Annotated in this window: 19 protein-coding genes; 15 read left to right on the forward strand and 4 right to left on the reverse strand. The window is 74.3% G+C overall.

What is annotated here, in order from left to right; genetic code table 11:
- Positions 1–9: 9 nt before the first annotated feature.
- Positions 10–945: a helix-turn-helix domain-containing protein gene (locus tag IAG44_RS38590; protein WP_246562409.1), complete on the reverse strand. Its 936-nt coding sequence runs from the start codon at positions 943–945 to the stop codon at positions 10–12.
- A 135-nt stretch (positions 946–1,080) separates the two neighbouring features.
- On the opposite strand from IAG44_RS38590, the gene IAG44_RS38595 reads away from it, so the two are divergent.
- From IAG44_RS38595 to IAG44_RS38625, 7 genes are all read left to right on the forward strand, one after another.
- Positions 1,081–1,473 (forward strand): MmcQ/YjbR family DNA-binding protein, encoded by a 393-nt coding sequence (locus tag IAG44_RS38595; protein WP_187751705.1) that lies wholly within the window; start codon positions 1,081–1,083, stop codon positions 1,471–1,473.
- A gap of 41 nt (positions 1,474–1,514) precedes the next feature.
- Positions 1,515–2,822 (forward strand): replication-associated recombination protein A, encoded by a 1,308-nt coding sequence (locus tag IAG44_RS38600; RefSeq protein ID WP_187751706.1) that lies wholly within the window; start codon positions 1,515–1,517, stop codon positions 2,820–2,822.
- Positions 2,823–2,990: 168 nt separating this feature from the next.
- Entirely contained in the window at positions 2,991–3,911 is a 921-nt protein-coding gene (locus IAG44_RS38605) for a DUF4129 domain-containing protein (RefSeq protein WP_246562410.1), read from the forward strand.
- Entirely contained in the window at positions 3,908–4,444 is a 537-nt protein-coding gene (locus IAG44_RS38610; protein WP_187751708.1) for a hypothetical protein, read from the forward strand. Before IAG44_RS38605 ends, IAG44_RS38610 begins: the two co-directional genes overlap by 4 nt.
- Positions 4,445–4,497: 53 nt before the next feature.
- A complete protein-coding gene (locus IAG44_RS38615) occupies positions 4,498–5,505 on the forward strand; it encodes an AAA family ATPase (RefSeq protein ID WP_187751709.1) in 1,008 nt (335 codons plus the stop codon).
- The gene (locus IAG44_RS38620) at positions 5,502–6,863 is read left to right on the forward strand and encodes a DUF58 domain-containing protein (RefSeq protein WP_187751710.1); all 1,362 of its coding nucleotides are present in this window, start codon (positions 5,502–5,504) and stop codon (positions 6,861–6,863) included. The genes IAG44_RS38615 and IAG44_RS38620 overlap by 4 nt, the downstream gene beginning before the upstream one ends.
- Entirely contained in the window at positions 6,860–7,417 is a 558-nt protein-coding gene (locus tag IAG44_RS38625; protein ID WP_187751711.1) for a hypothetical protein, read from the forward strand. The genes IAG44_RS38620 and IAG44_RS38625 overlap by 4 nt, the downstream gene beginning before the upstream one ends.
- 17 nt (positions 7,418–7,434) lie before the next feature.
- Here the strand turns inward: IAG44_RS38625 and IAG44_RS38630 are convergent, their stop codons facing one another.
- Both IAG44_RS38630 and IAG44_RS38635 read right to left on the reverse strand, forming a co-directional pair.
- The gene (locus IAG44_RS38630) at positions 7,435–7,956 is read right to left on the reverse strand and encodes an SAM-dependent methyltransferase (RefSeq protein ID WP_187751712.1); all 522 of its coding nucleotides are present in this window, start codon (positions 7,954–7,956) and stop codon (positions 7,435–7,437) included.
- A 47-nt stretch (positions 7,957–8,003) separates the two neighbouring features.
- On the reverse strand, positions 8,004–8,414 hold the full coding sequence (locus IAG44_RS38635) for a Fur family transcriptional regulator (RefSeq protein ID WP_187751713.1): 411 nt from the start codon (positions 8,412–8,414) through the stop codon (positions 8,004–8,006).
- A 270-nt stretch (positions 8,415–8,684) separates the two neighbouring features.
- Between IAG44_RS38635 and IAG44_RS38640 the strand changes: the two genes are divergently transcribed.
- The 8 genes from IAG44_RS38640 to IAG44_RS38675 all read left to right on the forward strand — a co-directional run bounded on the left by IAG44_RS38640 (position 8,685) and on the right by IAG44_RS38675 (position 20,358).
- Positions 8,685–10,205 (forward strand): ABC transporter substrate-binding protein, encoded by a 1,521-nt coding sequence (locus IAG44_RS38640; protein WP_187751714.1) that lies wholly within the window; start codon positions 8,685–8,687, stop codon positions 10,203–10,205.
- A 5-nt stretch (positions 10,206–10,210) separates the two neighbouring features.
- Positions 10,211–11,203: an ABC transporter permease gene (locus tag IAG44_RS38645; RefSeq protein WP_246562411.1), complete on the forward strand. Its 993-nt coding sequence runs from the start codon at positions 10,211–10,213 to the stop codon at positions 11,201–11,203.
- A complete protein-coding gene (locus IAG44_RS38650) occupies positions 11,200–13,650 on the forward strand; it encodes an ABC transporter ATP-binding protein/permease (RefSeq protein ID WP_187751715.1) in 2,451 nt (816 codons plus the stop codon). The genes IAG44_RS38645 and IAG44_RS38650 overlap by 4 nt, the downstream gene beginning before the upstream one ends.
- 21 nt (positions 13,651–13,671) lie before the next feature.
- On the forward strand, positions 13,672–14,316 hold the full coding sequence (locus IAG44_RS38655) for a TetR/AcrR family transcriptional regulator (protein WP_187751716.1): 645 nt from the start codon (positions 13,672–13,674) through the stop codon (positions 14,314–14,316).
- A gap of 127 nt (positions 14,317–14,443) precedes the next feature.
- Positions 14,444–16,030, forward strand: a complete 1,587-nt coding sequence (locus tag IAG44_RS38660) for an MFS transporter (RefSeq protein ID WP_187751717.1) — start codon at positions 14,444–14,446, stop codon at positions 16,028–16,030.
- Entirely contained in the window at positions 16,017–16,793 is a 777-nt protein-coding gene (locus IAG44_RS38665) for a class I SAM-dependent methyltransferase (RefSeq protein ID WP_187751718.1), read from the forward strand. Before IAG44_RS38660 ends, IAG44_RS38665 begins: the two co-directional genes overlap by 14 nt.
- The gene (locus IAG44_RS38670) at positions 16,790–18,604 is read left to right on the forward strand and encodes an ABC transporter ATP-binding protein (RefSeq protein ID WP_187751719.1); all 1,815 of its coding nucleotides are present in this window, start codon (positions 16,790–16,792) and stop codon (positions 18,602–18,604) included. The genes IAG44_RS38665 and IAG44_RS38670 overlap by 4 nt, the downstream gene beginning before the upstream one ends.
- A complete protein-coding gene (locus IAG44_RS38675) occupies positions 18,601–20,358 on the forward strand; it encodes an ABC transporter ATP-binding protein (protein ID WP_187751720.1) in 1,758 nt (585 codons plus the stop codon). The genes IAG44_RS38670 and IAG44_RS38675 overlap by 4 nt, the downstream gene beginning before the upstream one ends.
- 63 nt (positions 20,359–20,421) lie before the next feature.
- On the opposite strand, the gene IAG44_RS38680 is transcribed toward IAG44_RS38675, so the two are convergent.
- Positions 20,422–21,450 carry a methyltransferase gene (locus IAG44_RS38680; protein WP_187751721.1) on the reverse strand — a complete coding sequence of 343 codons (1,029 nt, stop codon included), beginning with the start codon at positions 21,448–21,450 and terminating at the stop codon, positions 20,422–20,424.
- Positions 21,451–21,493 lie beyond the last annotated feature (43 nt).

Genomic DNA, 21,493 nt, shown 5'->3' on the forward strand with positions numbered 1-21,493 from the left:
AGCGGGCCCTTACGGCGTCGGCGTGCGCTCACGGGCCGCGAACGCGGTCGGCGTGAGACCCGTGCGGTCACGGAAGAAGCGGCCGAAGTTCGCCGGGTCGGTGAAGCCGAGGTGAGCGGCCACGGCTCGCGCCTCCCACCGCGCGGTCCCCAGCAGACGCCGGGCTTCGAGCAGCCGCCGCTCGTCGATGAGTTCCCGCACCCCTTTGCCGGTGGCGTCCCGGGTGGCGCGGCTGAGGGTGCGGACCGAGCGGCCGAGCAGTTCGGCGTAGTCCGCGGCCTGGTGCAGCTCGCGGAAGTGCAGCTCCAGGGCGTCCGTGAACCTCCTGTACGTGTCGCCGCGGCCCGTGCCGGCCGTCGCCGCGTCGACGGGGGTGATGCCGGGGGCGTCGGCGAGGCGCAGCAGGAGCGATTCGAGGAGGCTGCGGCGCAGGGCGTGGTGGATGTCGAGGGGGCGGCGTCCGAGGGCGCGGTGTTCGTCGAGGAGCTGGAGGGCCGTCTGCTGGAGCCAGACGCTGTCCTCGGGGTGCGGGCTGAGCACGGCGGGGGCGTCGTGGGCGGTGAGCGGTGCGAGGAGGCGGGCGGTGTCGGGTCGCAGCACGTCCGGCTCGAACAGGATGAACGGGCCGCGCGCGGCGCCCGGCGGATGCCAGCACTGGGCGTGCCCGGGGCGCACCCACAGCCACTGGCCGGGGGTAATGGTCCGCGTGACGTGGTCGACGTCGTGCCGCAGTTCGCCCTCGGTGACCGCGATGAGGTAGTGGAAGGTGGCGCGGCCCGGCCGGGGAGGGTTCCACGGCCAGTCGTCGTGCTGGACGAAGAAGTCCTCGACGGTGCTCACCTCAAGGCCGTACGGGGTGCCGACCGGGGGCTGGAAACCGTACAGCGGGACCGCGTCCGGTCCGGTCTTGCCGCGTGGGCTCGGGTGTCGCTTGTCGACCATCACGTGTCCGCAGCCTACCGGGCTTGCCGCCGGCTTCGGAGGAAGGATGGGACGTGCCCCCGAGCCCCCCGAGCCCCCCGAGCTCCCGAGCTCTTCGAGCCTTTTGACGCCGCAGCCCCTCACGGAAGACGCCCCCCGATGAACGGACCGACCGAGGCACCCGGCCGCCCCGCCGGAGACCAACTCCAGGACACCGCCCGCCGAACGGCCCTCGCCCTGCCCGGAACGGACCACGGCCACCCGTTCACGGAACACCTGGACGTCTACAAGGTCGCCGGCAAGGTGTTCCTGATCGTCACCGACGACCCGGACGAGCAGATCATCACCGTCAAGTGCACCCCCGAACACGCCCGTGTCCTCGTGCACGGCCACCCCTCGATCACCCCGGGCCGCTACCTCGACAAACGCCACTGGATCTCCCTCGGACCAGGCCCCGGCATCACCGAGCGCCTGATCACCGACGCCGTCGAGGACTCCTACGACCTGGTCGTAGAGCGGCTGCCGAAGCACGACCGCCCCGGCACTCGGTGAACGTCACGCCCCCTGACCCCGCACCCTGAGAAGACAGACCGATGGAACCGACCCTCCCCCTCTTCGACGAGGAGCCCGCCCGCCCCCTGGCCGACCGCCTCCGCCCGACCCGGCTGGAAGACGTCGTCGGCCAGGACCACCTCCTCGCCCCGGACGCCCCACTGGGCCGCATGGCCGCCCAGCGCCGCCTCAGCTCCGCCATCCTGTGGGGCCCACCCGGCGTCGGAAAGACCACCATCGCCCGCCTCCTCGCGGACAGCGGCGACCTGGCCTTCGAACCGGTGTCGGCCACCTTCTCCGGCGTCGCCGAACTACGGAAGATCTTCACGGCCGCACAAAGCCGACGCGGCATCGGCCGAGGCACCCTCCTGTTCGTCGACGAGATCCACCGCTTCAACCGCGCCCAGCAGGACAGCTTCCTGCCCTACGTCGAGGACGGCACGATCACCCTGGTCGGCGCCACCACCGAGAACCCGAGCTTCGAACTCAACGGCGCCCTCCTCTCCCGCACCCAGGTCCTCGTCCTCAAACGCCTCGACGAAGCCGCCCTGACCACCCTCCTCGACCGCGCCGAACACCTCACCGGCCACCGCCTGCCCCTGGACGACGACGCCCGCCGCGCCCTCATCGCCATGGCCGACGGCGACGGCCGCTACCTCCTCAACACGGCCGAACAACTCCAGACCCTCCCGGACACCGGCACCCCCCTCGACACCACCGCGCTCGCCCACCACATCCAGCAGCGCGCCCCGCTGTACGACAAGACGCAGGAGGGCCACTACAACCTGATCTCCGCCCTCCACAAGTCGATGCGCGGCTCCGACCCGGACGCGGCCCTGTACTGGCTGGCCCGCATGCTCGACGGCGGCGAGGACCCCCTGTTCATCGCCCGCCGCCTGGTCCGCTTCGCGAACGAGGACGTCGGCATGGCCGACCCGCACGCCGTCCAACAGGCCCTCGCCGCCTGGGACGTCTACGAGCGACTGGGCTCCCCCGAGGGCGAGTTGGCGATCGCCCAAGCCGTCGTCCACCTCGCCACCGCCCCCAAGTCCATCGCCGTCTACCGCGGCTTCAACGCCGCCCACCGCGCCGCCCGCCGCACCGGCTCCCTCATGCCACCCGCCCACATCCTCAACGCCCCGACCCGGCTGATGAAGAACCTCGGCTACGGCAAGGACTACCAGTACGACCCCGACACCCCCGACGGCTTCTCCGGCGCCGACTACTTCCCCGACACCATGGACCGCGAGACCTACTACCAGCCCACCCGCAACGGCTACGAAGCCCAGATCACCGAACGGCTGCGGCAGTGGGGTGCTCTACGGGCGCGCAGACAGAACAACACCTGATGGCCGAGCTTTGATGAGGAGCCGGTCCTGCTGGCCGAGATCCCCGTCGACCACGTCACTCGCCGCGAACAGGGCCGCACCGGTGTGCGAAGCTGATGATCACATGGGAGGGGTGTGGCAGTGGGGCGGGAAGGTACGGAGGGCGGGCGACGGCGGACGATCGGCGCCGTGCAGGCCGCGTCAGCGGTGTTCGTGGTGGGTGGAGTGGCCCTGGGCGCACTGCTGTTGCGCCCCGGCACGGGACTGTGGTCCGAGGGACGGGGCCCGCTCGGCGGCAACCCCGTCGTCGTGATCGGCCTCGCCCTGCTGTCGCTCCTCGGCGGATTGGCGCTGCGCGAGAAGTACCGGGGACAGATCGCCGCCGCCGGGGAACTCACCCCGGTGGAACAGCGGATGGTCGACGGCGTGAGCCGGATCCTGCCGGCCGCGACGGTGGCCGTCCCCCTGCTCGTCCTGGTCCTGCACCGGTTCTCGTCCGGCAGCGACCGCAAACGCGGTCACGCGCCATTGCCGCTTCCCAGCCCGCGGCAGGACCCGGTCATCACCCCGCCACCCGCACAGCGCGCCGGGGACGCCGACCACGGCATGGACCTCGGGCTGACGCGCATCCTGCTCGTTCTCGGCATCGCCCTGCTCGTCGTGGCCGTCGTGATCGCGGGCTTGCGTCTGTGGCGGCACCTGACCCGCCCGCCGGAGCCCGAGACCACGGCGACGTACGCGACGCTCGACGACGGACAGGAACGCCTGGCCCAGGCCGTGGACTCGGGGCGCCGCGCCCTCCTGGACGGCACCGACGCCCGTGCGGCCGTCATCGCCTGCTACGCCGCCATGGAACAGTCGCTCGCCGGCTCCGGCGTCACCCGGCGTGCCTCGGACAGCCCGCAGGACCTGCTGGAGCGGGCCGTCGCCGACGGCCTGCCCACGGGGGAGGCCGCCGCCGCGCTCACCGCGCTGTTCCGCGAGGCCCGCTACTCCACGCACCCGATGGACGGCGGCCACCGCGACCGGGCCGCGTCCGCGCTCGCCGAGATCGCCGACGGCCTGCGCGCGCGAACGCCGGGACCCGAAGCCGTGACGGGCACCTCGTGAAGGCGCCCGCCCGGATCCGGGCCCTCGTCGACTCCGCGTCGGGCAGGCCCGGTTCGGTCCGCCACTCGCTGGCCGTCCTGGGCGTCGTCGCGGTCGCGAGCACCGTGCTGCTCGCCCTGGCCGACGGCGTCGCCGCTGCCGCCACCGGACTCGCCCTCTGCACCGCCGTCGCGCTGGTCCTGGGCCGGTATGCGGCGGGCGGCGCCGCCCAGGACAGCGGCTACCGCAAGCCGGTGCGCCTGCTGGACAGCCGGCCGCCGGCCCTCGGCGGGTGGCAGCGCATCGTGGCCGACAGCTTCGCGGACGACGGCGAGGCGCACTTCGCCACCGTCATGCGGCCGCAGTTGCAGCGGCTGTTCGCCGCCCGGCTGGCCCAGCGGCACGGCGTGGCGATGTACCGGAACCCGGGCCGGGCCCGGTCACTGGTCGGTGCCGAGCTGTGGCCGTGGATCGACCCCGGGGCGACCGCTCCGCGGTCCACGCTCCCCGAGCCCGTCCTGCGTTCCCTGCTCGACCGTCTCGAAACCCTGTGACCAGCGGCGTCGCAGCCCGCGCGTCCCGACCCCTGCCCCGTGAGGAACCGACCGTGACCAGCCCGCACCCCGCTCCGGACCACGCCACCCTGACGCCCCGGCAAGCGGGCGAACGGGCCGCGGCCGTGCTCGACGAGATCCGCACCGCCGTGATCGGCGACCCGCAGCCGCCGACCCTGGTGATGCTCGGCATCCTCGCCGGCGGCCACGTCCTCATCGAGGACCTGCCAGGACTCGGCAAGACGCTGCTGGCACGCTCCTTCGCCACCACCCTCGGCCTTGACTTCCGCCGCATCCAGTTCACCCCCGACCTGCTGCCCTCCGACGTCACCGGAGCCCCGTTCTACGACCAGCGCACCGCCGACATGGTCTTCAGGCCCGGACCGGTCTTCACCCACCTGCTGCTCGCCGACGAGATCAACCGCACCCCGCCCAAGACCCAGGCCGCGCTGCTGGAGGCGATGGCCGAGTCCCAGGTGACCATCGACGGAAGCACCCGGCCGCTGCCGGAGCCCTTCGTGGTCGTCGCCACCGCCAACCCCATCGAGTACGAGGGCACGTACAGCCTGCCCGAGGCCCAGCTCGACCGGTTCCTGCTGCGGGTCCGCATGGGCTACCTGGCGGCGTCCGAGGAGGCCGGCATGCTGCGCGCCCGGGTCGACCGGGCGACGCCCGAGCCGGTGCTGCGCACGCTCAGCGGACCGGACGAGGTGCTGGCCATGCGGGCCGCCGTCGAACGCGTCGAGGTGGACGACGACCTGCTGGACTACGTCGTCGCGCTGGTCCGTGCCACCCGCGATCATCCGCACATCCAGGTCGGCGCCTCCCCGCGCGGGGGCCTGGCCCTGGTGCAGCTCGCCCGCGCCCGCGCCGTCCTGGACCTGCGGGACTACGCGACCCCGGAGGACGTCAAGTCCGTGGCGGTGCCGGCCCTCGCGCACCGCGTCACCCTCAAACCGGAGCTGTGGGTCCGGCAGATCGACGGCGACGACGTGATCCGCGAGATCGCGCAGTCCGTGCCCGCCCCGCAGACGCTGCCGCGCACGCCGGTCGCGTCATGACAGAGCCTGTGCCGGCCCGCAGAGCGGCCGCCGCCGTTCGACGGGCTCTGGACGGCCGCAACGGCGTGACCGGCCATGAGGTGGCTGCCCAACCTCCTCCGCCGCCTCCGCCCGGCCGGCGCGCCGGTGAACGCGCCCTGCGGTGGGGCACGCTGGCCGTCGTCGCGCTGGTCGCCGCCCTGGTCACCGGGCGCCCCTGGGTGCTCGCTCTCGCCGTCACGCCCCTGGTGCTGCTCGCCCTCGCCCTGCCGAGCGGGCCGCGCCCGACGGAGGTGACGGCCGAGACCGAGGTGGAGCCGCGACGGTGCTTCGAGGGCGAACAGGTGACGGTGCGGATCACGCTGGCCTACGACGGCGCACCCGCCCGCCTGGACCCCGGCATCACCCTCGGCCACGGGATCCGCCTCGACCACCTCGCGGCCGGCCCGCACCGCGTCGACCTCGTCCTGACCGCGCGGCGCTGGGGCCGCTGGACGCTCGGCACGGTCGACGTCGACGTCTACGACGCCGGCGGGCTGACCCGGCGCACCGTGCGCGCCGACCTCGGTGAGATCGCCGTCTTCCCGCTGCCCGAACACGCCGCCCTGACGCCCATTCCGGTCCGGCTGCCGCAACGGCTCGGCGAGCACACCGCCGCGCAGCGCGGCGAGGGCGTCGAGGTCACCGGCGTGCACCCGTACGCGCGCGGCGAACGGCAGCGGCGGATCCACTGGCCGGCCACCACCCGCCGCGGCACCTTGCAGGTCCACCAGTTCGCGGCGGAGCGCACCGCCGACACCGTGGTGCTGCTGGACGTGCTCACCGACCTGGTCGACCCGGCCGGCGGCACGTCCTCGCTCGACGAGACCTTCCGGGCCGCCGCCGGACTGGTCCGCGCCTACCTGCGCACCCACGACCGGGTCGGCGTCGTGTCGATCGGCGGCGCGACCCGCTGGCTGCGACCCGGCAGCGGCCACGGGTACTTCTACCGCCTCGTCGAGAGCGTGCTGGAGGTCCGCAAGGACCGCGCCTACCGCACGGAAGGACTCGGCCCGCTCCCACCGCCCGCACTGCCCGCGGGGGCGCTGGTGTACGTCATCACGCCGCTGACCGACCAGCGGATCTTCGACGTCCTGCACCAGGTGCGCTCACGGGCCAACCCGATGGTCGTGGTCGAGATCCCCGCCGGCGAACCGGTCCTGGAACCCGGCGACACCGCAGGCGAACTCGCGCTGCGGCTGTGGCGGGCCGACCGCGAGGCCATGCGCTTCGCCCTGACGGAACGTGGCATCGCCGTCGTCGCCCACCGCCCCGGCGACACCCTCGACCTCACCCTCGCGCCGCTGCTGCGCACCCGCGTCCACGGGGGAACCCGATGACCTCCACCCCCGCCCTGATCGTCGGACGTCTCACCTCCCGCCTCACCGACCGCCTGCTCGGCACGGCCCTCGCCGTCGCCGCCTGCGACCCGCCGACCGCCCTGCACGCACCCCTGCTGACCAAGCTGTTCGTCGTGGGCGCGGCGGCGGCCGCGTGGTGGGCCGCCCCGATGGTCGACGCCCGCCCCGCCTCGACGTCCATGCGCTGGTGGACCGTCGCGGCCCGCCGCAGGACGACCGTGCTCCCGGCCGCGGCGATCGCGGTCGCCGCGGTCACCGACCCCGCGCCCTGGCTGACCGTCTGCATCGCCGCCCTGCTGCCCGCCTACCTGCTCGTCACCGACCCGTGGACCGCCGGCGCCACCGCCCCACCCGGCCGCCCGCGGGCGACCCCCGCCCTGGCGGCCACCGCCGCGACCGCGGTGGTCCTGCTCGCCGCCGGGGCGCCGCTCGCGGACACCTCCTGGTCCCGGCTACCCGCCTCCCTCGCCGTCACCGCGACCGTGCTCTGCCTGACACTGGCACTCCGCACCCGCCGCACCCCGCCCGGCTGACCGGGCGGGTCCGCCGCTCACTTCTTGCGGGCGACGCCCACGCCGACGGTGGGCTCGTCCCGGATGCGCATCGTGTCGTCGGGGTGCCAGTGGATGGAGGTGCCGCCGGTGCGGTAGATGGCGTCGACGCGCTGGGCGATCTCGGGGTTTTCCATGATGACCTGGGAGAGCATCAGGTGGCTTCCCGGTGCGAGGGGTTCGAGGAGTTCGCGGATGATCTGGTGGGGGTGTTGTTCGTCGGGGACGAAGTGGAGGATCGCGACGAGGCAGAGCGCGATGGGCTGGGTGAAGTCCAGGTGTTCGCGGGCGTGGGCGAGGATCCGGTCGGGGTCGCGGAAGCCGGCGTGCAGGTAGGCGAGATGGCCTTCGGGGGTGCCGTGCAGGAGGGCTTGGGCGTGGCGCAGGACGATGGCCCTCGCACTCAGGTAGCGGGTCGCCCGGTGCATGAACTCGCAGTTGGTCCGCGTGATCTTCTTGGCGCGGGGGAGGAGTCGCATGACTTTCTCGGCGGCGGCGTAGTGGCCTTCCCGTCGAGGCACGAGTCCTGGATGCGGGCCGAGTGCGGGACGCTGGTGTCGATTTCGGGTCAGCTCACGGCGGGCTGGCACCCGGTGCAGACGCCGGTGAGTTCCACGGTGTGCTCGACCGCCGCGAACCCGGAGTCGGCGGCGATCCGTCCGGCCCATTCCTCGACGACGTCGGAGTCGACGGCGCGGCTGAGGCCGCAGGTGCGGCAGATGAGGTAGTGGCGGTGGGTGCTGTCGGGCCGCCATCGGTAGAGCCGTTCACCGGCGCCGGGTTGGGCGACGTCGACCGCGTCCGCGGCCTCCAGGTCGCGCAGCCCCCGGTAGACGGTGGTCAGCCCGATGCGGATGCCGTCGGCGGTCATGCGGGCGTGGAGGTCCTGCGCGGAGACGAAGTCGCGGCAGTTCGCCAGGGCTTCGAGGAGGGCCAACCGCTGCCGGGTGGGCCGTTGTTGGGTGGTTGGGACGCTCACAACCGGGTTCACCCCCAGCGCTGTGCCGGATCGCGGACCCCCTCACCGTAGATGAAAGTGAAAACCATGTCCATGATGACGGTGTGTCACGCGCCTGGCGCGCGAGGGTGACGCGGAACCGCTATTGAAAATGATTGTCGATATGGCTAGGGTCATATACGTCGTATACCCGCGGACGTCGTTCCGTCTGGGTCTGGAACGTGATCAGGGGAAGAGAGCGACGCAGTGATAACTCGGCGTGGCGTACTGCGCGGTGTCACGGGGGCGGCGATGGGGATCGCCGCGGGTGGGGCGTTGGCCGCCTGCGGAGGCGGGGACGAGGCACCCGCCGCCGCGGGGGCGTCGGCCACCCCACGCAAGGGCGGAAGACTGAAGGCCGCGTTCATCGGGGGGAGCGCGGAGTCCACGGACCCCACGCTCGCCGCGAACGTCGGCATCGACTACGTGCGGGCCCGCCTCGTGTGGGACACGCTCGGCGAACTGGACGGCGGCAAGGCGGTGTGGCGGCTCGCGGAGTCCGTCGAGCCCAACGCCGACGCGACCAGGTGGACCGTCCGCGTCAGGAAGGGCGTGACCTTCAGCGACGGCCGCCGACTCACCGCGAAGGACGTGCTGTTCAGCCTCCGCACCCTGGTGGAGAAGCGCAGTCCGCAGGGCGGGTTCATGACCCACCTCGACCTGAAGAACGCCCGGGTGAAGGACGAGCGGACCGTCGAACTGCCCCTCACCATGCCCGACGGCTTCTTCGACCTCGCCCTCGCGCACTCGATGTTCGTCTTCCCCGACGGCACCAAGGACCTGGCCAAGGCCGTGGGCAGCGGCCCGTACACGCTGAAGAAGTGGCAGGCGGGCCGCAGCGGCGTCCTCGTCCCGCGCGCGGACTACTGGGACGGCGACCAGGGCGGCCCGTACCTGGACGAGCTGGAGCTGGTGTCCGTCACGGACGCCGCCGCCCGCCTCAGCGGCCTCAAGTCCGGCCAGTTCGGCTACGCGGGCGGCCTCGGCCTCACCGCCGTCCGCACCGAGCGCGACAACGGCGCGCTGCGCATCGAACTGCCGCCGAAGGACCTCTGGGTCGACCTCACCCTCACCATGAACCGCGCCCTGAAGCCGTTCACCGACGAACGCGTCGTACGGGCCGTGAAGCTGGCGCTCGACCGCGAGTCGCTGGTGCGGACGGTGACCCTCGGTCAGGGCGAGGTCGGCAACGACCTGGTGGGCGCGCACCAGCCGTACTTCGACACCGGCATCGCGCAGACCCCGCACGACCCCGAGCAGGCCAAGAGGCTGCTCGCCGAGGCCGGGGCGGACGGGCTGGCGGTCACCATCCGCACCAGCGACTACGACTACGGCACCGAGGAGAGCGCCGCCGCCGTCGTGCCGATGCTCGCCAAGGCCGGCATCAAGGCCGGCCTCGACAAGGTGCCCGCCGCCGACTACTACAGCGACTTCAGGACCATCCTCGCCACCCCGCTCCAGACCGCCGCCTACCACCCCAACCCGCTGCCCCTGATGATCCGCACGTACTACGGATCCACGGCACCCTTCCCGCTCACCGGGACCAAGGACGCGGCACAGGCGGACCCGCTCATCGCGGCCATGAACCGCGCGACGGACGAGAAGGAACGCGCGGCACGGGTGGCGGACGTCCAGGAGTACCTGCACGAGCACGGCGGCGACGCCCTGTTCGCACGGGTGCCGACGGTGTCCGGGGCGGCCAAGGCCACGCACGGCGTCAAGCCGCGCGGATACGCCGACTACCCCAGCCTGCGGGACGCGTTCGTCGAATGAGCCGGATGAGCCGCATGAGCCGGATGAGCCGCGTGAAGAGCGTGCGGCGGATGCTGCCGAGGCCCGTACGCAGGATCGCCGGAGCCCTGCTGGTGCTGGCGGCGGTCTCGGTGCTGGTGTTCGCCGCCACCGAGGCCGCACCCGGCGACGCCGCCACCGCCCGGCTCGGCCCCGGCGCGGACGCCGCCCAGGTCGCGGGGCTACGGGCCGAACTCGGCCTGGACCGCCCCGCGCCCGTCCGGTACCTCGACTGGCTCGGGCACGCGGTGCGCGGCGACTTCGGCGTCAGCTACGCCAGCGGACGGCCGGTGGCCGACGTGGTGGCCGACCGGCTCGGCAACTCGCTCGTCCTGGGGGTGGCGGCACTGGCCGTGCTGGTGCCGCTCGCCGTCGGACTCGGCCTGTGGACCGGCCTGCGGGCCGGGCGGCGCGGTGACCGGCTGGTCTCCGGGACGGCACTGGGGCTGGCCGCCGTCCCGGAGTTCGTCACCGGGGCCGTGCTGATGCTGGTGTTCGCGGCCGGGCTGGGATGGCTGCCCGCCGTCTCACTGCTCGGCGCGGGGCAAGGGCCGCTGGACCAGCCGGCCGTGCTGGTGCTGCCCGTCCTCACCCTGGTGTCCGTGTGCCTCGCGCAGAACCTCCGGCTCGTCCGGGCCGGCGTCGCGGAGGCGGCCCGGTCCGAGGCGGTGGAGGCGGCGCGGCTCAACGGGGTGCCCGAGCGGAGGGTCGCCCTGCGGCTCGTGCTGCCCGCCGGACTCGGGCCCGCCGTGCCGATGCTGGCCCGCTCGGCGACCTACCTTCTGGGCGGAGCCCTCGTCGCCGAGTCCCTGTTCGGCTATCCGGGCCTCGCCGCGCTCCTGGTCGACGCCACCGCCTCCCGGGACGTCCCCGTCGTCCAGGCCGTCGCCCTGCTCGGCGCCGCGCTCGCCGTGACCGCCAACCTCGCCGCCGACCTCGCCGTCCCGCTCCTCGACCCTGTGCAGAGGCACCCGCGATGACCCTCACGTCCGTACACGTACCCACGGACACCGGCCCTTTGACGGCCGGAGGCCGGGGCGGCGAGCGGCGGTGGCGTGGCCGGGCCGCACTGGCCGTCCTGCTGCTGGTGTGCGCCGTGGCGCTGCTCGGGCCGCTGTTCGCGCCGCACGCCGTCACCGAACCGGTGGACATCCCGTACGCGCCCACGAGCGGCCGAGCACCGCTGGGCACCGACAAGCTCGGGTCCGACGTCCTCAGCCGCCTGCTGTCCGGCGGAGGCTCCCTGGTGCTGACCGGGCTCGCGGTGACCGCCGCGGTGTGCGCCCTCGGGGCGGCGGCGGGCATGACGGCCGCGTACCTCCGGGGGTGGACGGACACCCTCGTCCTCAGGACCGCCGACGTCCTGCTCGGGCTGCCCGCGTTCCTGCTGCTGAGCGTCGTGGTCGTGGCGACCGGGCGCGGCACGGCCGGTGTCGCGGTCGCGGCGGGGCTGATCCTGCTGCCCGAGACGGTCCGGGTGGTGCGGGCGGCGACCCTGCGGATCCTCGGCCAGGACTACGTGGAGGTCGCCGTCGCACGCGGCGAGCGCCCGGCGTCCGTACTGGGGCGGGAGGTCCTGCCCAACCTCGCCCCCGTGCTGGCCGCCGACGCCGGGATCCGCTTCCTGGGCGCGGTGACCGTCGTCGCCACCGCCTCCTTCCTCGGCTACGGGCCCCAACCCCCGGCCGCCGACTGGGGGTTGATGGTCATGGAGAACCGCGACGGCCTGACCCTGCAACCCCTCGCCGTCCTCACGCCCGTCCTGCTCCTCCTGCTCCTGCTGCTGTCCACGAACCTCCTGCTGGACGCCGTCTTCTCGGGGCCGCGGGTGAAGGCGGCCGGACGCCGTGCGCCGGCCCCGGAAGCGCCGGGCCCGGCGGGCGCGCTGCTCGCCGTGCGGGCGCTGCGCGTCGAGACCGAGGACGGACATGCCGTGCTGGACGCGGTGGACCTGGACCTCGGGCCCGGCGAACTCCTCGCCGTGGTGGGCGAGTCGGGCAGCGGCAAGTCCACGCTGGCCCGTGCCGTCCTGGGGCAGGTGGCGGCCGGGCTACGGCACGCGGGCGGCGAGGTGTGGCTCGACGGGCGGGGCGTGCTGCGGCTGGACGAGAGGGAGGTGCGCAAGCTGCGGGCGTCCGTGTGCGGATACGTGGCCCAGGACCCGCGCACCGCGCTCTCGCCGCACCTGCGGGTGGACGCCCAGATCACCGAGGTGCTGCGGGCCCGCCAGGTGCCGAAGGCTCAGTGGCCCGAGGAGGTCGAGCGGTCGCTGCGGCTCGCGGGCCTCGGGCCCGGGTTCGTACGGCGCCGGCCGCACCGGCTGTCCGGCGGCCAGCGGCAGCGGGTGGCACTGGCGGTCGCGCTCGCCGGACGGCCGCGCCTGCTGGTCCTGGACGAACCGACCAGCGCCCTCGACACCGTCACGGCGGCGGCCTTCCTCACCGACCTGACCCGCCTGCGCCGCGAGACCGGCACGGCGGTCCTGCTCGTGTCGCACGACCTCGGCGCCGTCGCCACGGTGGCGGACCGGGTGGTGGTCGTGGAGCGCGGGAGGATCGCCGCACATGCACTGAGCGCTCCGGAGCCGGCGCCGACGCCGGTCGAGGACGGCCCGCCGCCCGCGTCCGAGCCGCTGCTCACCGCGAACGGCGTCCGGCTGCTCCGGCCCGCCCCGGTCCTGGACGGTGTGTCACTGACCCTGGGACCGGGCGACTGCCTGACCGTCGTCGGCCCCTCCGGCAGCGGAAAGTCCACGCTGCTCCGCTGCCTGGCGGGGCTGGAACGGCCGACGGGCGGGGACGTCCACCTCGACGGCCGGCCGCTGGCCCCGGACGTGCGCGACCGGAGCCGGCGCCAGCGGCTGCGGGTGCAACTCGTGCCCCAGGACCCGTACGGGTCACTCAACCCCCGCCACACCGTGGCCACGATCGTCGGCCGGCCGTTGCGGCTGCGCGGCGGAATACCGACGGAGGCTCAACCGCGCGAGGTGGAACGGCTGCTGGGCCTCGTCGGTCTTGACCCGGAACTCGCCGGACGGCAGCCCCAAGCCCTGTCGGGCGGCCAGCGGCAGCGGGTCGCGCTGGCGCGGGCCCTCGCGGCGGGCCCCGACGTGCTGCTGTGCGACGAGGTGACCAGCGCCCTCGACCCGTCCGTGGCGGCCGGCATCACCGCCCTGATCGCCCGGCTGCGCCGCGAACTCGGCCTCGCCGTCGTCATGGTGACCCACGACCTGTCGGTCGCCGCCCGACTCGGCGGACACGTCGCCGTCCTCGACGGCGGACTGATCCGCGAGACCGGCCCGGCGGGCCAGGTGCTGCGCCACCCGGAACACGCGGTGACACGCGCCCTGATCGCGGCCGTGCCACGACAGACCGCCGAGCCGAGACCCGCCGACGCGGCGAAGGGGACCGGGGGAGAGGACCGATGACGGCGAAACTAGGGTGGCCGCATGCCGAGCACGACGACCGACAACAGCGGACAGCGGCCCCGCACCGGGCTGAACCGGGCGGTCGTCGTCACGACCGGACGCCGGGTGGCACAGGCGGAGGGCCTGTCCGCGGTCACCCTGCGCCGGGTGGCGGCCGAACTCGGCGTGACCGCCATGGCCCTGTACCGGCACGTCGGCGACAAGCGCGAACTGCTCGTCGCGATGCTCGACGACGTGGCCGAGCAACTGGTCCTGCCGGACAGTACGGGACCGGCGCGGGAGCGGCTGGTCCTGGCGTTCCGCGCCCTGCACGACCATCTGACGGCCGAGCCGTGGGTGGTGGAAGTGCTGCGGGGCGGCGAGCTGTTCGGGCCGCGCGCGGCACGGTTCGTCGAACACGTACTGGCGCTCCTGGCGGAGGCCGGACTCGGGGACGAGCAGGCGGCGGACGCCTACTGGGCGCTGTGGTGGTACACCTACGGCCACCTGTCGTACCTGCCCGCCCTGCGGCCCGAGGGCCTGCCCGCCCGGCAGGAACTCATGGCCAGGGTCCGCATGGCCGAGCACCCCCGGCTGGGAGCACTGCTGTCCCGGCCGCCGCGCGAGGGCGCGGAGACCGAGGCGTTCGTACGGGGCCTGCGGGCCCTGCTGCGGGGCCTGCTGTGACCACCGAACCTGTGTGATCCGCCCGCGCGCGTGCGGCGGATCCCCCGGACCGCACGCCTGAACGGGCTGTGGTCCGACCCTTTGTATACCTCGTATACCCGTGTCCTGAGCAGGGAGTTTGCTGACCATGACCGAGGACATACCCGGCGGGCGGGGAGGCGAGCGCGGCAACGGCTGGCTGCTCGCCGTGACCTCGCTCGCCGCGGTCCTGATGACGCTCGACATCACCGTCGTCAACGTCGCCCTACCCCAGATCGCCACCGACCTCGACGCCGGACTGACCGGCCTGCAATGGGTGGTGAACGCCTACACCCTCGTCTTCGCCGCGCTCCTGCTGCCCGCCGGCGCGCTCTCCGACCGGACGGGCCGGCGCCGGATGTTCGCCGCCGGGGTCGCCGTGTTCACCGCCGCGTCGGCCGGCTGCGGCGCCGCGCCCGGCGTCGGGACGCTGATCGCCTGCCGGGCGCTCCAGGGCCTGGGCGGGGCGCTGGTGATGTCCACCGCGCTCGCCCTCATCGCCGGCGCCTACGAAGGGCGCCGCCGGCAGTCGGCGATCGGCATGTTCTCGGCGGCGGGCGGCGCCGCGGCCGCCCTCGGCCCGCTGGTGGGCGGAGTGGTCGTCGAGGGAATGGACTGGCGCTGGATCTTCTACATCAACCTTCCCGTCGGCCTGTTGATCCTGGCCGCGACCGCGCTGAAGGTGACCGAGACCCAGGGGCAGGCCGGACCGCCGCCCGCCGGACGGTTCGACCTCGTCGGGCTGCTGCTCGCCGCCGGGGCGCTCCTCGGCGTCAACTACGGCTTGGTCACCGGCCCTTCGGAGGGCTGGACGGACGCTTCCGCGCTGGTGCCGCTCGTGGGCGGGGCGCTGCTGGTGCCCGCCTTCGTGGCGTGGGAGGCCCGGCGCGGTGACGCGGCCCTGTTCGACGTGCGGCTGCTGCGGGTGCCGTCCTTCACCGGCGCGATCGTGCTCAGCTTCGTGTGCCGGGTCGTCAGCTTCGGCGTCCTGCCGTTCCTGATCCTGTGGCTGTCGGGGATGCTCGGGCACAGCCCGCTGCAGACCGGTCTGAGGCTGCTCGCGATGACGGCGTTCATCATGCTGGTCGCCCCGTTCAGCGGGCTCTTCCTCAAGGCGCTGCCGATGCGGGCCGTGATGGCGCTCGGCACGGCGATCACGGCCGTCGGACTGCTGACCATGGCCCGGGTCGGCCCCGACGACTCCTGGCTGGTGATGCTGCCGGGGCTCGTCCTGCTCGGCATCGGCGGGGCGATCGCCTTCCCGCCGCTGATGGGGATCGCCGTCGGCGTCGTACCGCCGCAGCGGGCCGGGATGGCGTCCGGCATGACCAACACGTTCTTCCCGCTCGGCACCGCGACCGGCGTCGCCGTGTTCGGCGTGGTGTTCAGCTCGCGGATCGGCGGCGACCTGGACGACGCGCGCCTCGCCGCGCTCCAGGTGCCCGCCGGGTCCCGGCAGGCGGTGCGGGACGCGGTGGAGGCCGGGCAGTTCGGGCAGGTGGAGCGGATGCTCCCGGCGGCGGCACGGGAACCGGTGCTGGACGCGGCCCGGACCGCCTTCACCGGCGGGCTCGCGCAGATCTGCGCGGTCGCCGCGGCGGTCAGCCTGTTCGCCGCCGTCGCCTCCTGGGTGCTGATCCGCGAGAAGGACCAGCTGACGGCGGGCGCGAAGGAGCCGTCGGATGCCGCTGCCTGACACGAAGCCACAGATGGCGGGGCCTGACCCGGCGTACGACGTCTACGGCGGCGCCGCCGAGTTCTACGACCTGCTCGCCGCCCCCGCCTGGGCGCGCCTCGGACCGCTGCTGGACCGGGCGCTGGCCGGCGTGGACCCGGACGCAGGGCCGCTGCTCGACCTCGGCGCGGGCACCGGCCTGTCCGTCGCGGCCGCCGTGCGGGCCCTGCCCGACGTGCGGGTCATCGCCGTGGAGCCGTCCGCCGGGATGCGCGTCGCGCTCTCCACCCGGCTCGCCTGCACCCCCGGCCTCGCCGACCGGGTCACCGTGGTCGCGGGCACCCTGGACGACGCGGAGCTGCCGCCCCGCCTGTGCGCGAGCGTCGTGCTCGGCGTCGTCGGCCACCTCGACGCCGCCGGGCGCGCCGCGCTGTGGCGGTTGCTCGCCGAACGCCTCGCCCCCGGCGCCCCCGCCGTCGTCGACGTCCTGGACCGCACCGCGCCCCCGACCCGGGCCCCGCTGCGGCTCGCGACCCGCCGCGTCGGGACGCTGACGTACGAGTCGTGGAGCGAGGGCGCCGACGACGGCTGGACCCTCACCTACCGCGTCCGGCACGGCGACACCCTCCTGCGCGCACACACGGTGCCGCTGCCCTGGTCCGGCATCGGCGTCGACGCGCTCGCGCGCGAGGCGGCTACAGCCGGCCTCGACTGCACTCAACCGGCCCCCGACTTCGCGGTTCTGCGTTCCCGGGCCCCCCGACAACTTACGGAGTCACCATGACCGGCGCGGCTCTCGCGGACACGCGAGAGGACACCCCCGACCACCCCGGCAGCCCCACCCCGGCCGCCGGACCCGAGGCCGCCGGGAAGCCGCCCGGCCTCGGTGACCTGCTCGCTCCCGTGCGCGGACGGCTCCTCGGCGCGGTCGTCGCCCAGGCCGCCGCCGCGGTCTGCTCGATGGTCCCGTTCATCGCGGTCGCCGAACTGGCCCGTGCCCTCCTCGCCCCCGGCGGCCCGGACGAGGGCCGCGCCTGGGCGGCGGCCTGGACAGCCGTCGCCGCCCTGGTCGCGCGGCTGGTGCTCTACACCGTCGCCGGCACCCTCACCCACTACGCGGACGCCGACCTCCAGCTCGGCCTGCGCCGCCGCATCGCCCGCCACCTCGGGCGGCTGCCGCTCGGCTGGTTCACCGAGAACAGCTCCGGCGAGGTCAAGAAGGCCGCCGGGGACGACATCTCCACGCTGCACCACCTGGTGGCGCACACCGCGCTGGAGGTCACCGCCGCCGTCGTGGCCCCGCTGACCGCCCTCGGCTACCTCCTCACCGTCGACTGGCGCCTCGCCCTGGTCGCCCTGCTGCCGCTGCTGCTCGGCTTCTGGTTCTTCAAGCAGGCCATGTCCGGCGGAGAGGAGGTCACGGGCCGGTTCTTCGCCTCGATGGGACGCGTCGACGCGGCCGTCGTCGAGTTCGTGCACGGCATCACCGTCGTCAAGGCGTACGGCCGCACCGCCCGCGCCCACCGCGCCTACGACGACGCGGCCGACGACTTCGCCGTCTTCTTCCGCGACTGGATCATGAGCACGACGCGGGCGAGCAGCGCCGCCGGTTTCGCCCTGTCGGGCCCGGCCGCGCTGCTCGTCGCGACCGCGGCGGGCACCCTCTTCGTCACCCAGGGCTGGGCCGACGCCGTCGACATCGTGCCGTTCGTGCTGCTCGGCCCGGCCCTCACCGGCTCGGTGATGGGGCTCGCCCAGTCCGGGCACGCCGTCCAGGGCGGCATGGAGAGCGCCCGCCGCCTCCACGCCCTGCTGGCCACCCCGCCCCTGCCCGAGGCACCCGCGCCCCGGCCCCTCGGACAGGCCGGCCTGGTCGAGCTGTCCGGCGTCCGCTTCGGCTACGACGACACGACCGAGGTCCTGGCCGGCATCGACCTGACCCTGCGGCCCGGCACCGTCACGGCGCTGGTGGGCGCGTCCGGCTCCGGGAAGTCCACCCTGGCCCGGCTCGTGCCCCGCTTCTGGGACGTCACGGACGGCTCGGTGCGGATCGGCGGCACCGACGTGCGCGAACTCGACCCGGCCGAGCTGTACCGGCAGGTGTCCTTCGTCTTCCAGGACCCCCACCTGCTGCGCACCACCGTCCGCGACAACATCCGGCTCGCCAGGCCCGACGCCGACGACACGGCGGTCGAGGCCGCCGCGCGCTCCGCGCAGATCCACGAGCGGATCCTGCGGCTGCCGCGCGGCTACGACTCCGTGATCGGCGACGACGCCGTCCTCTCCGGCGGCGAGTCCCAACGCCTCGCCGTGGCACGGGCGTTGCTCGCCGACGCGCCCGTCCTCGTCCTCGACGAGGCGACGTCCTTCGCCGACCCGGAGTCCGAGGCGGCCGTCCAGCAGGCGCTGTCGGCCCTGACGGCCGGCCGCACGCTGCTGGTGATCGCCCACCGGCTCGCGACCGTGCAGGGCGCCGACCACATCGTCGTCCTGGACGAGGGCCGCGCGGCCGAACAGGGCACTCATGACGAGCTGTTGAGGCTCGGTGGCCGCTACGCCCGGATGTGGGCGTTGCAGAAGGGAGAGGCGCGATGACCGCGCTGCTGATCCGCGTACTGGGCCGGGAGCAGGCGGAGGGGCTGCGCCGCGTCGCCGCCTGGGCGGTGCTCGCCGCCGTCCTCCAGGGCGTGGCCTACGCCCTGCTCGTCCCGCTCCTCACCCGCCTCCTCGGCGACACCCCGGCCGACGCCTGGCCCTGGGTCGCCGCCCTCGTCGTGGCCACCGCCGGCTACGGGGCCACCGCGTTCACCGCGACCGTGCGCGGCAACCGCTTCAGCGCCGACCTCGGACGCACCCTCCACCACCGCGTCGGCGACCAGGTCGCCGGGCTGCCGCTCGGCTGGTTCCACGGCGAACGCACCGGTGAGCTGGGCCAGTTGGCGAGCCAGGGTGTGGTGCAGGTGATGAACGCGGCGGCGAACCTGCTGCGTCCGCTGTGCAACGCCTTCGTCACCCCGGCCGTCGTCGTCCTCGCCACCTTCGCCTTCGACTGGCGGCTCGCGCTGGTCATGCTCGTGGCCGCGCCGGTCGTCGCCCTCGCGTATCGCTGGTCGGGGCGGCTGATGGGGCAGGTGGACCGGCAGGCGCACGCCGCGTCCGCCGAGACCGCCGGCCGGCTCGTGGAGTTCGCCCGCCACCAGCCCGCCCTGCGCGCCTTCGGCCGCACCGCCGAGGACCACGAACTCCTCGACGCCGCCCTGCGCGAGCAGCGCGCGCAGGCCCGCGCCGCCGTCCGGATCGGGGTCCCCGGCATCGCGGGGTTCGCGCTCGCCGTCCAGCTCTGTTTCACCGCCGTGCTGCTGCTCGGTACGGTCCTCGCGGTCGACGGGTCGGTGCCGGCGGGCGAGCTGATCGCCGTGCTCGTTCTCGCCGTGCGCTTCGTCGAACCCCTGGGTGCGGCGGCCGAGTTGGGGGGCTCGCTGCGGATGGCGCGCGGCACGCTGGAGCGGCTGGAGCAGGTCTTCGCCGCGGAGGCGCTGCCGCAGCCGGCCACGCCGGCGCCGCTCCCTCCGGGGGGCGACGGGCACGGCATCGAACTCGACGCGGTCCGCTTCGGATACGGCGAGGGCGACGGCGAGGGGGCCCTCGTCCTCGACGGGCTCGACCTGCGGGTCCCCGCCGGGCGGACCGTCGCGCTGGTCGGCCCCTCCGGCTCCGGCAAGACCACGGTGACGCGGCTGATCGCCCGCTTCTGGGACGTCACCGGGGGAGCGGTGCGGGTCGGCGGCACCGACGTGCGCGACCTGACCACCGACCAGCTGATGTCCAAGCTCGCCGTCGTCTTCCAGGACGTGTACCTCTTCGCGGGCTCCATCGACGACAACATCCGCGCCGGCCGCGAGGACGCCACCGACGACGAGGTACGGGCCGCAGGCCGGCTCGCCCGCGTCGACGAGATCGCCGAACGCCTGCCCGACGGCTGGGCCTCCCCCGTCGGCGAGGGCGGCGCCGCCCTGTCCGGCGGCGAACGCCAACGCATCTCCCTCGCCCGCGCCCTCCTCAAGCAGGCCCCCATCGTCCTGCTCGACGAGGCGACCTCGGCACTGGACGCCGAGAACGATGCAGCCGTCCAACAGGCCCTGTCCGCCCTCACCGCCGACCGCACGGTCCTGGTCGTCGCCCACCGCCTCGACACCATCCGCGACGCCGACCTCATCGCCTTCCTGGAGGCCGGCCGGATCGTCGAACAGGGCACCCACGAGGAACTGCTCGAACTCGACGGACGGTACGCACGGTTCTGGGCGGAGCGGGAGCGGGCTCGGGGGTGGAGGCTGGCGGCGAGTTCCTGAGACGGGAAGACGGGAGAGGGGCGGCACGGTTCAGTACCGTGCCGCCCCTCTCCCGCAGGCGTTTCACTCGGCCGGTGCGCAGCTCACCAGGTGGATGCCTGTCCCGGTGACCCGGCGGCCGGTCACGCGCAGGCCGGCCTGTGCGATGACCTCGTCCAGTTGCCCAGGCGTGCGTTCGCGGCCGCCGAACAGGACCAGGAGCCGCAGGTCCATCGCGGCGGCCACGTCGGCGCGGCGGCCCTCGGTGACGAGGTTCTCGACGATCAGGATCCGGCCGGCGCCCGCGCGGGCGGCTTCCGCGCAGCGGCTCAGGATGCGGACGGCCTCGTCGTCGCTCCAGTCGTGCAGGACCCAGGTGAGGAGGTACAGGTCGGCTCCGGCGGGCAGGGGGTCGAAGAAGCTGCCGGGGTGGACGGAGGCGCGGTCCGCGAGACCGGCGGAGGCCAGGGACCGGCGTCCCTGTTCGGCCGCCTCCGGCAGGTCGAGGAGCGTGCCGCGCAGTCCGGGGCGGGCGGTGAGCAGCCGGGCCAGCAGGGATGCCGAGCCGCCGCCGACGTCGATGACGTGGCCGGTCTCGGGCCACGGGTGGGCGGCGATCACCTCGGGTGCGGCGAACGTGGTGTGCGCGGCCATCAAGTCGGCGTAGGAACGGGCGAGCCCGGGGTCGTCCAGGGTGTCCTGCCACAGCGAGCGGCCGTGCATGACGGGGTAGGCGGGCTCGCCGGTGCGCACGGTGTGCAGGAGGCCGCCGAACGCCTGGTCCATGCGCCCGCCCATGCCGTCCAGGTCGAACCAGGCGCGCAGCCCGAACGGTCCGCTGTCCCTGAGGAGTTCGGCCGCCGGGGTCAGCGCGTACGTGTCCGGCGCCGGCTCGGCGAAGACGCCGCGGCCGGTCAGCACCCGCAGCAGGCGGCGCAGCGCGTCGGCGTCGGCGCCCGCGGCCCGCGCGAGGCCGGGCAGCCGGGTGTGACCGGCGGCGATGCGGTCGGCCAGGCGCAGGGTGGCCGCCACCCTGATCGCCCAGGGCGTGACGAGGTCGGCCAGGGCGGTCAGGTCGACGCGCGCCGGGGCGGCTTGCGGAAGGGTGGTCATGTCACTCCAGTTCCAGCTTCGACAGCGGATTCAGATCAGAGGG

This window comes from Streptomyces roseirectus, assembly GCF_014489635.1.
GTDB classification, from domain to species: domain Bacteria; phylum Actinomycetota; class Actinomycetes; order Streptomycetales; family Streptomycetaceae; genus Streptomyces; species Streptomyces roseirectus.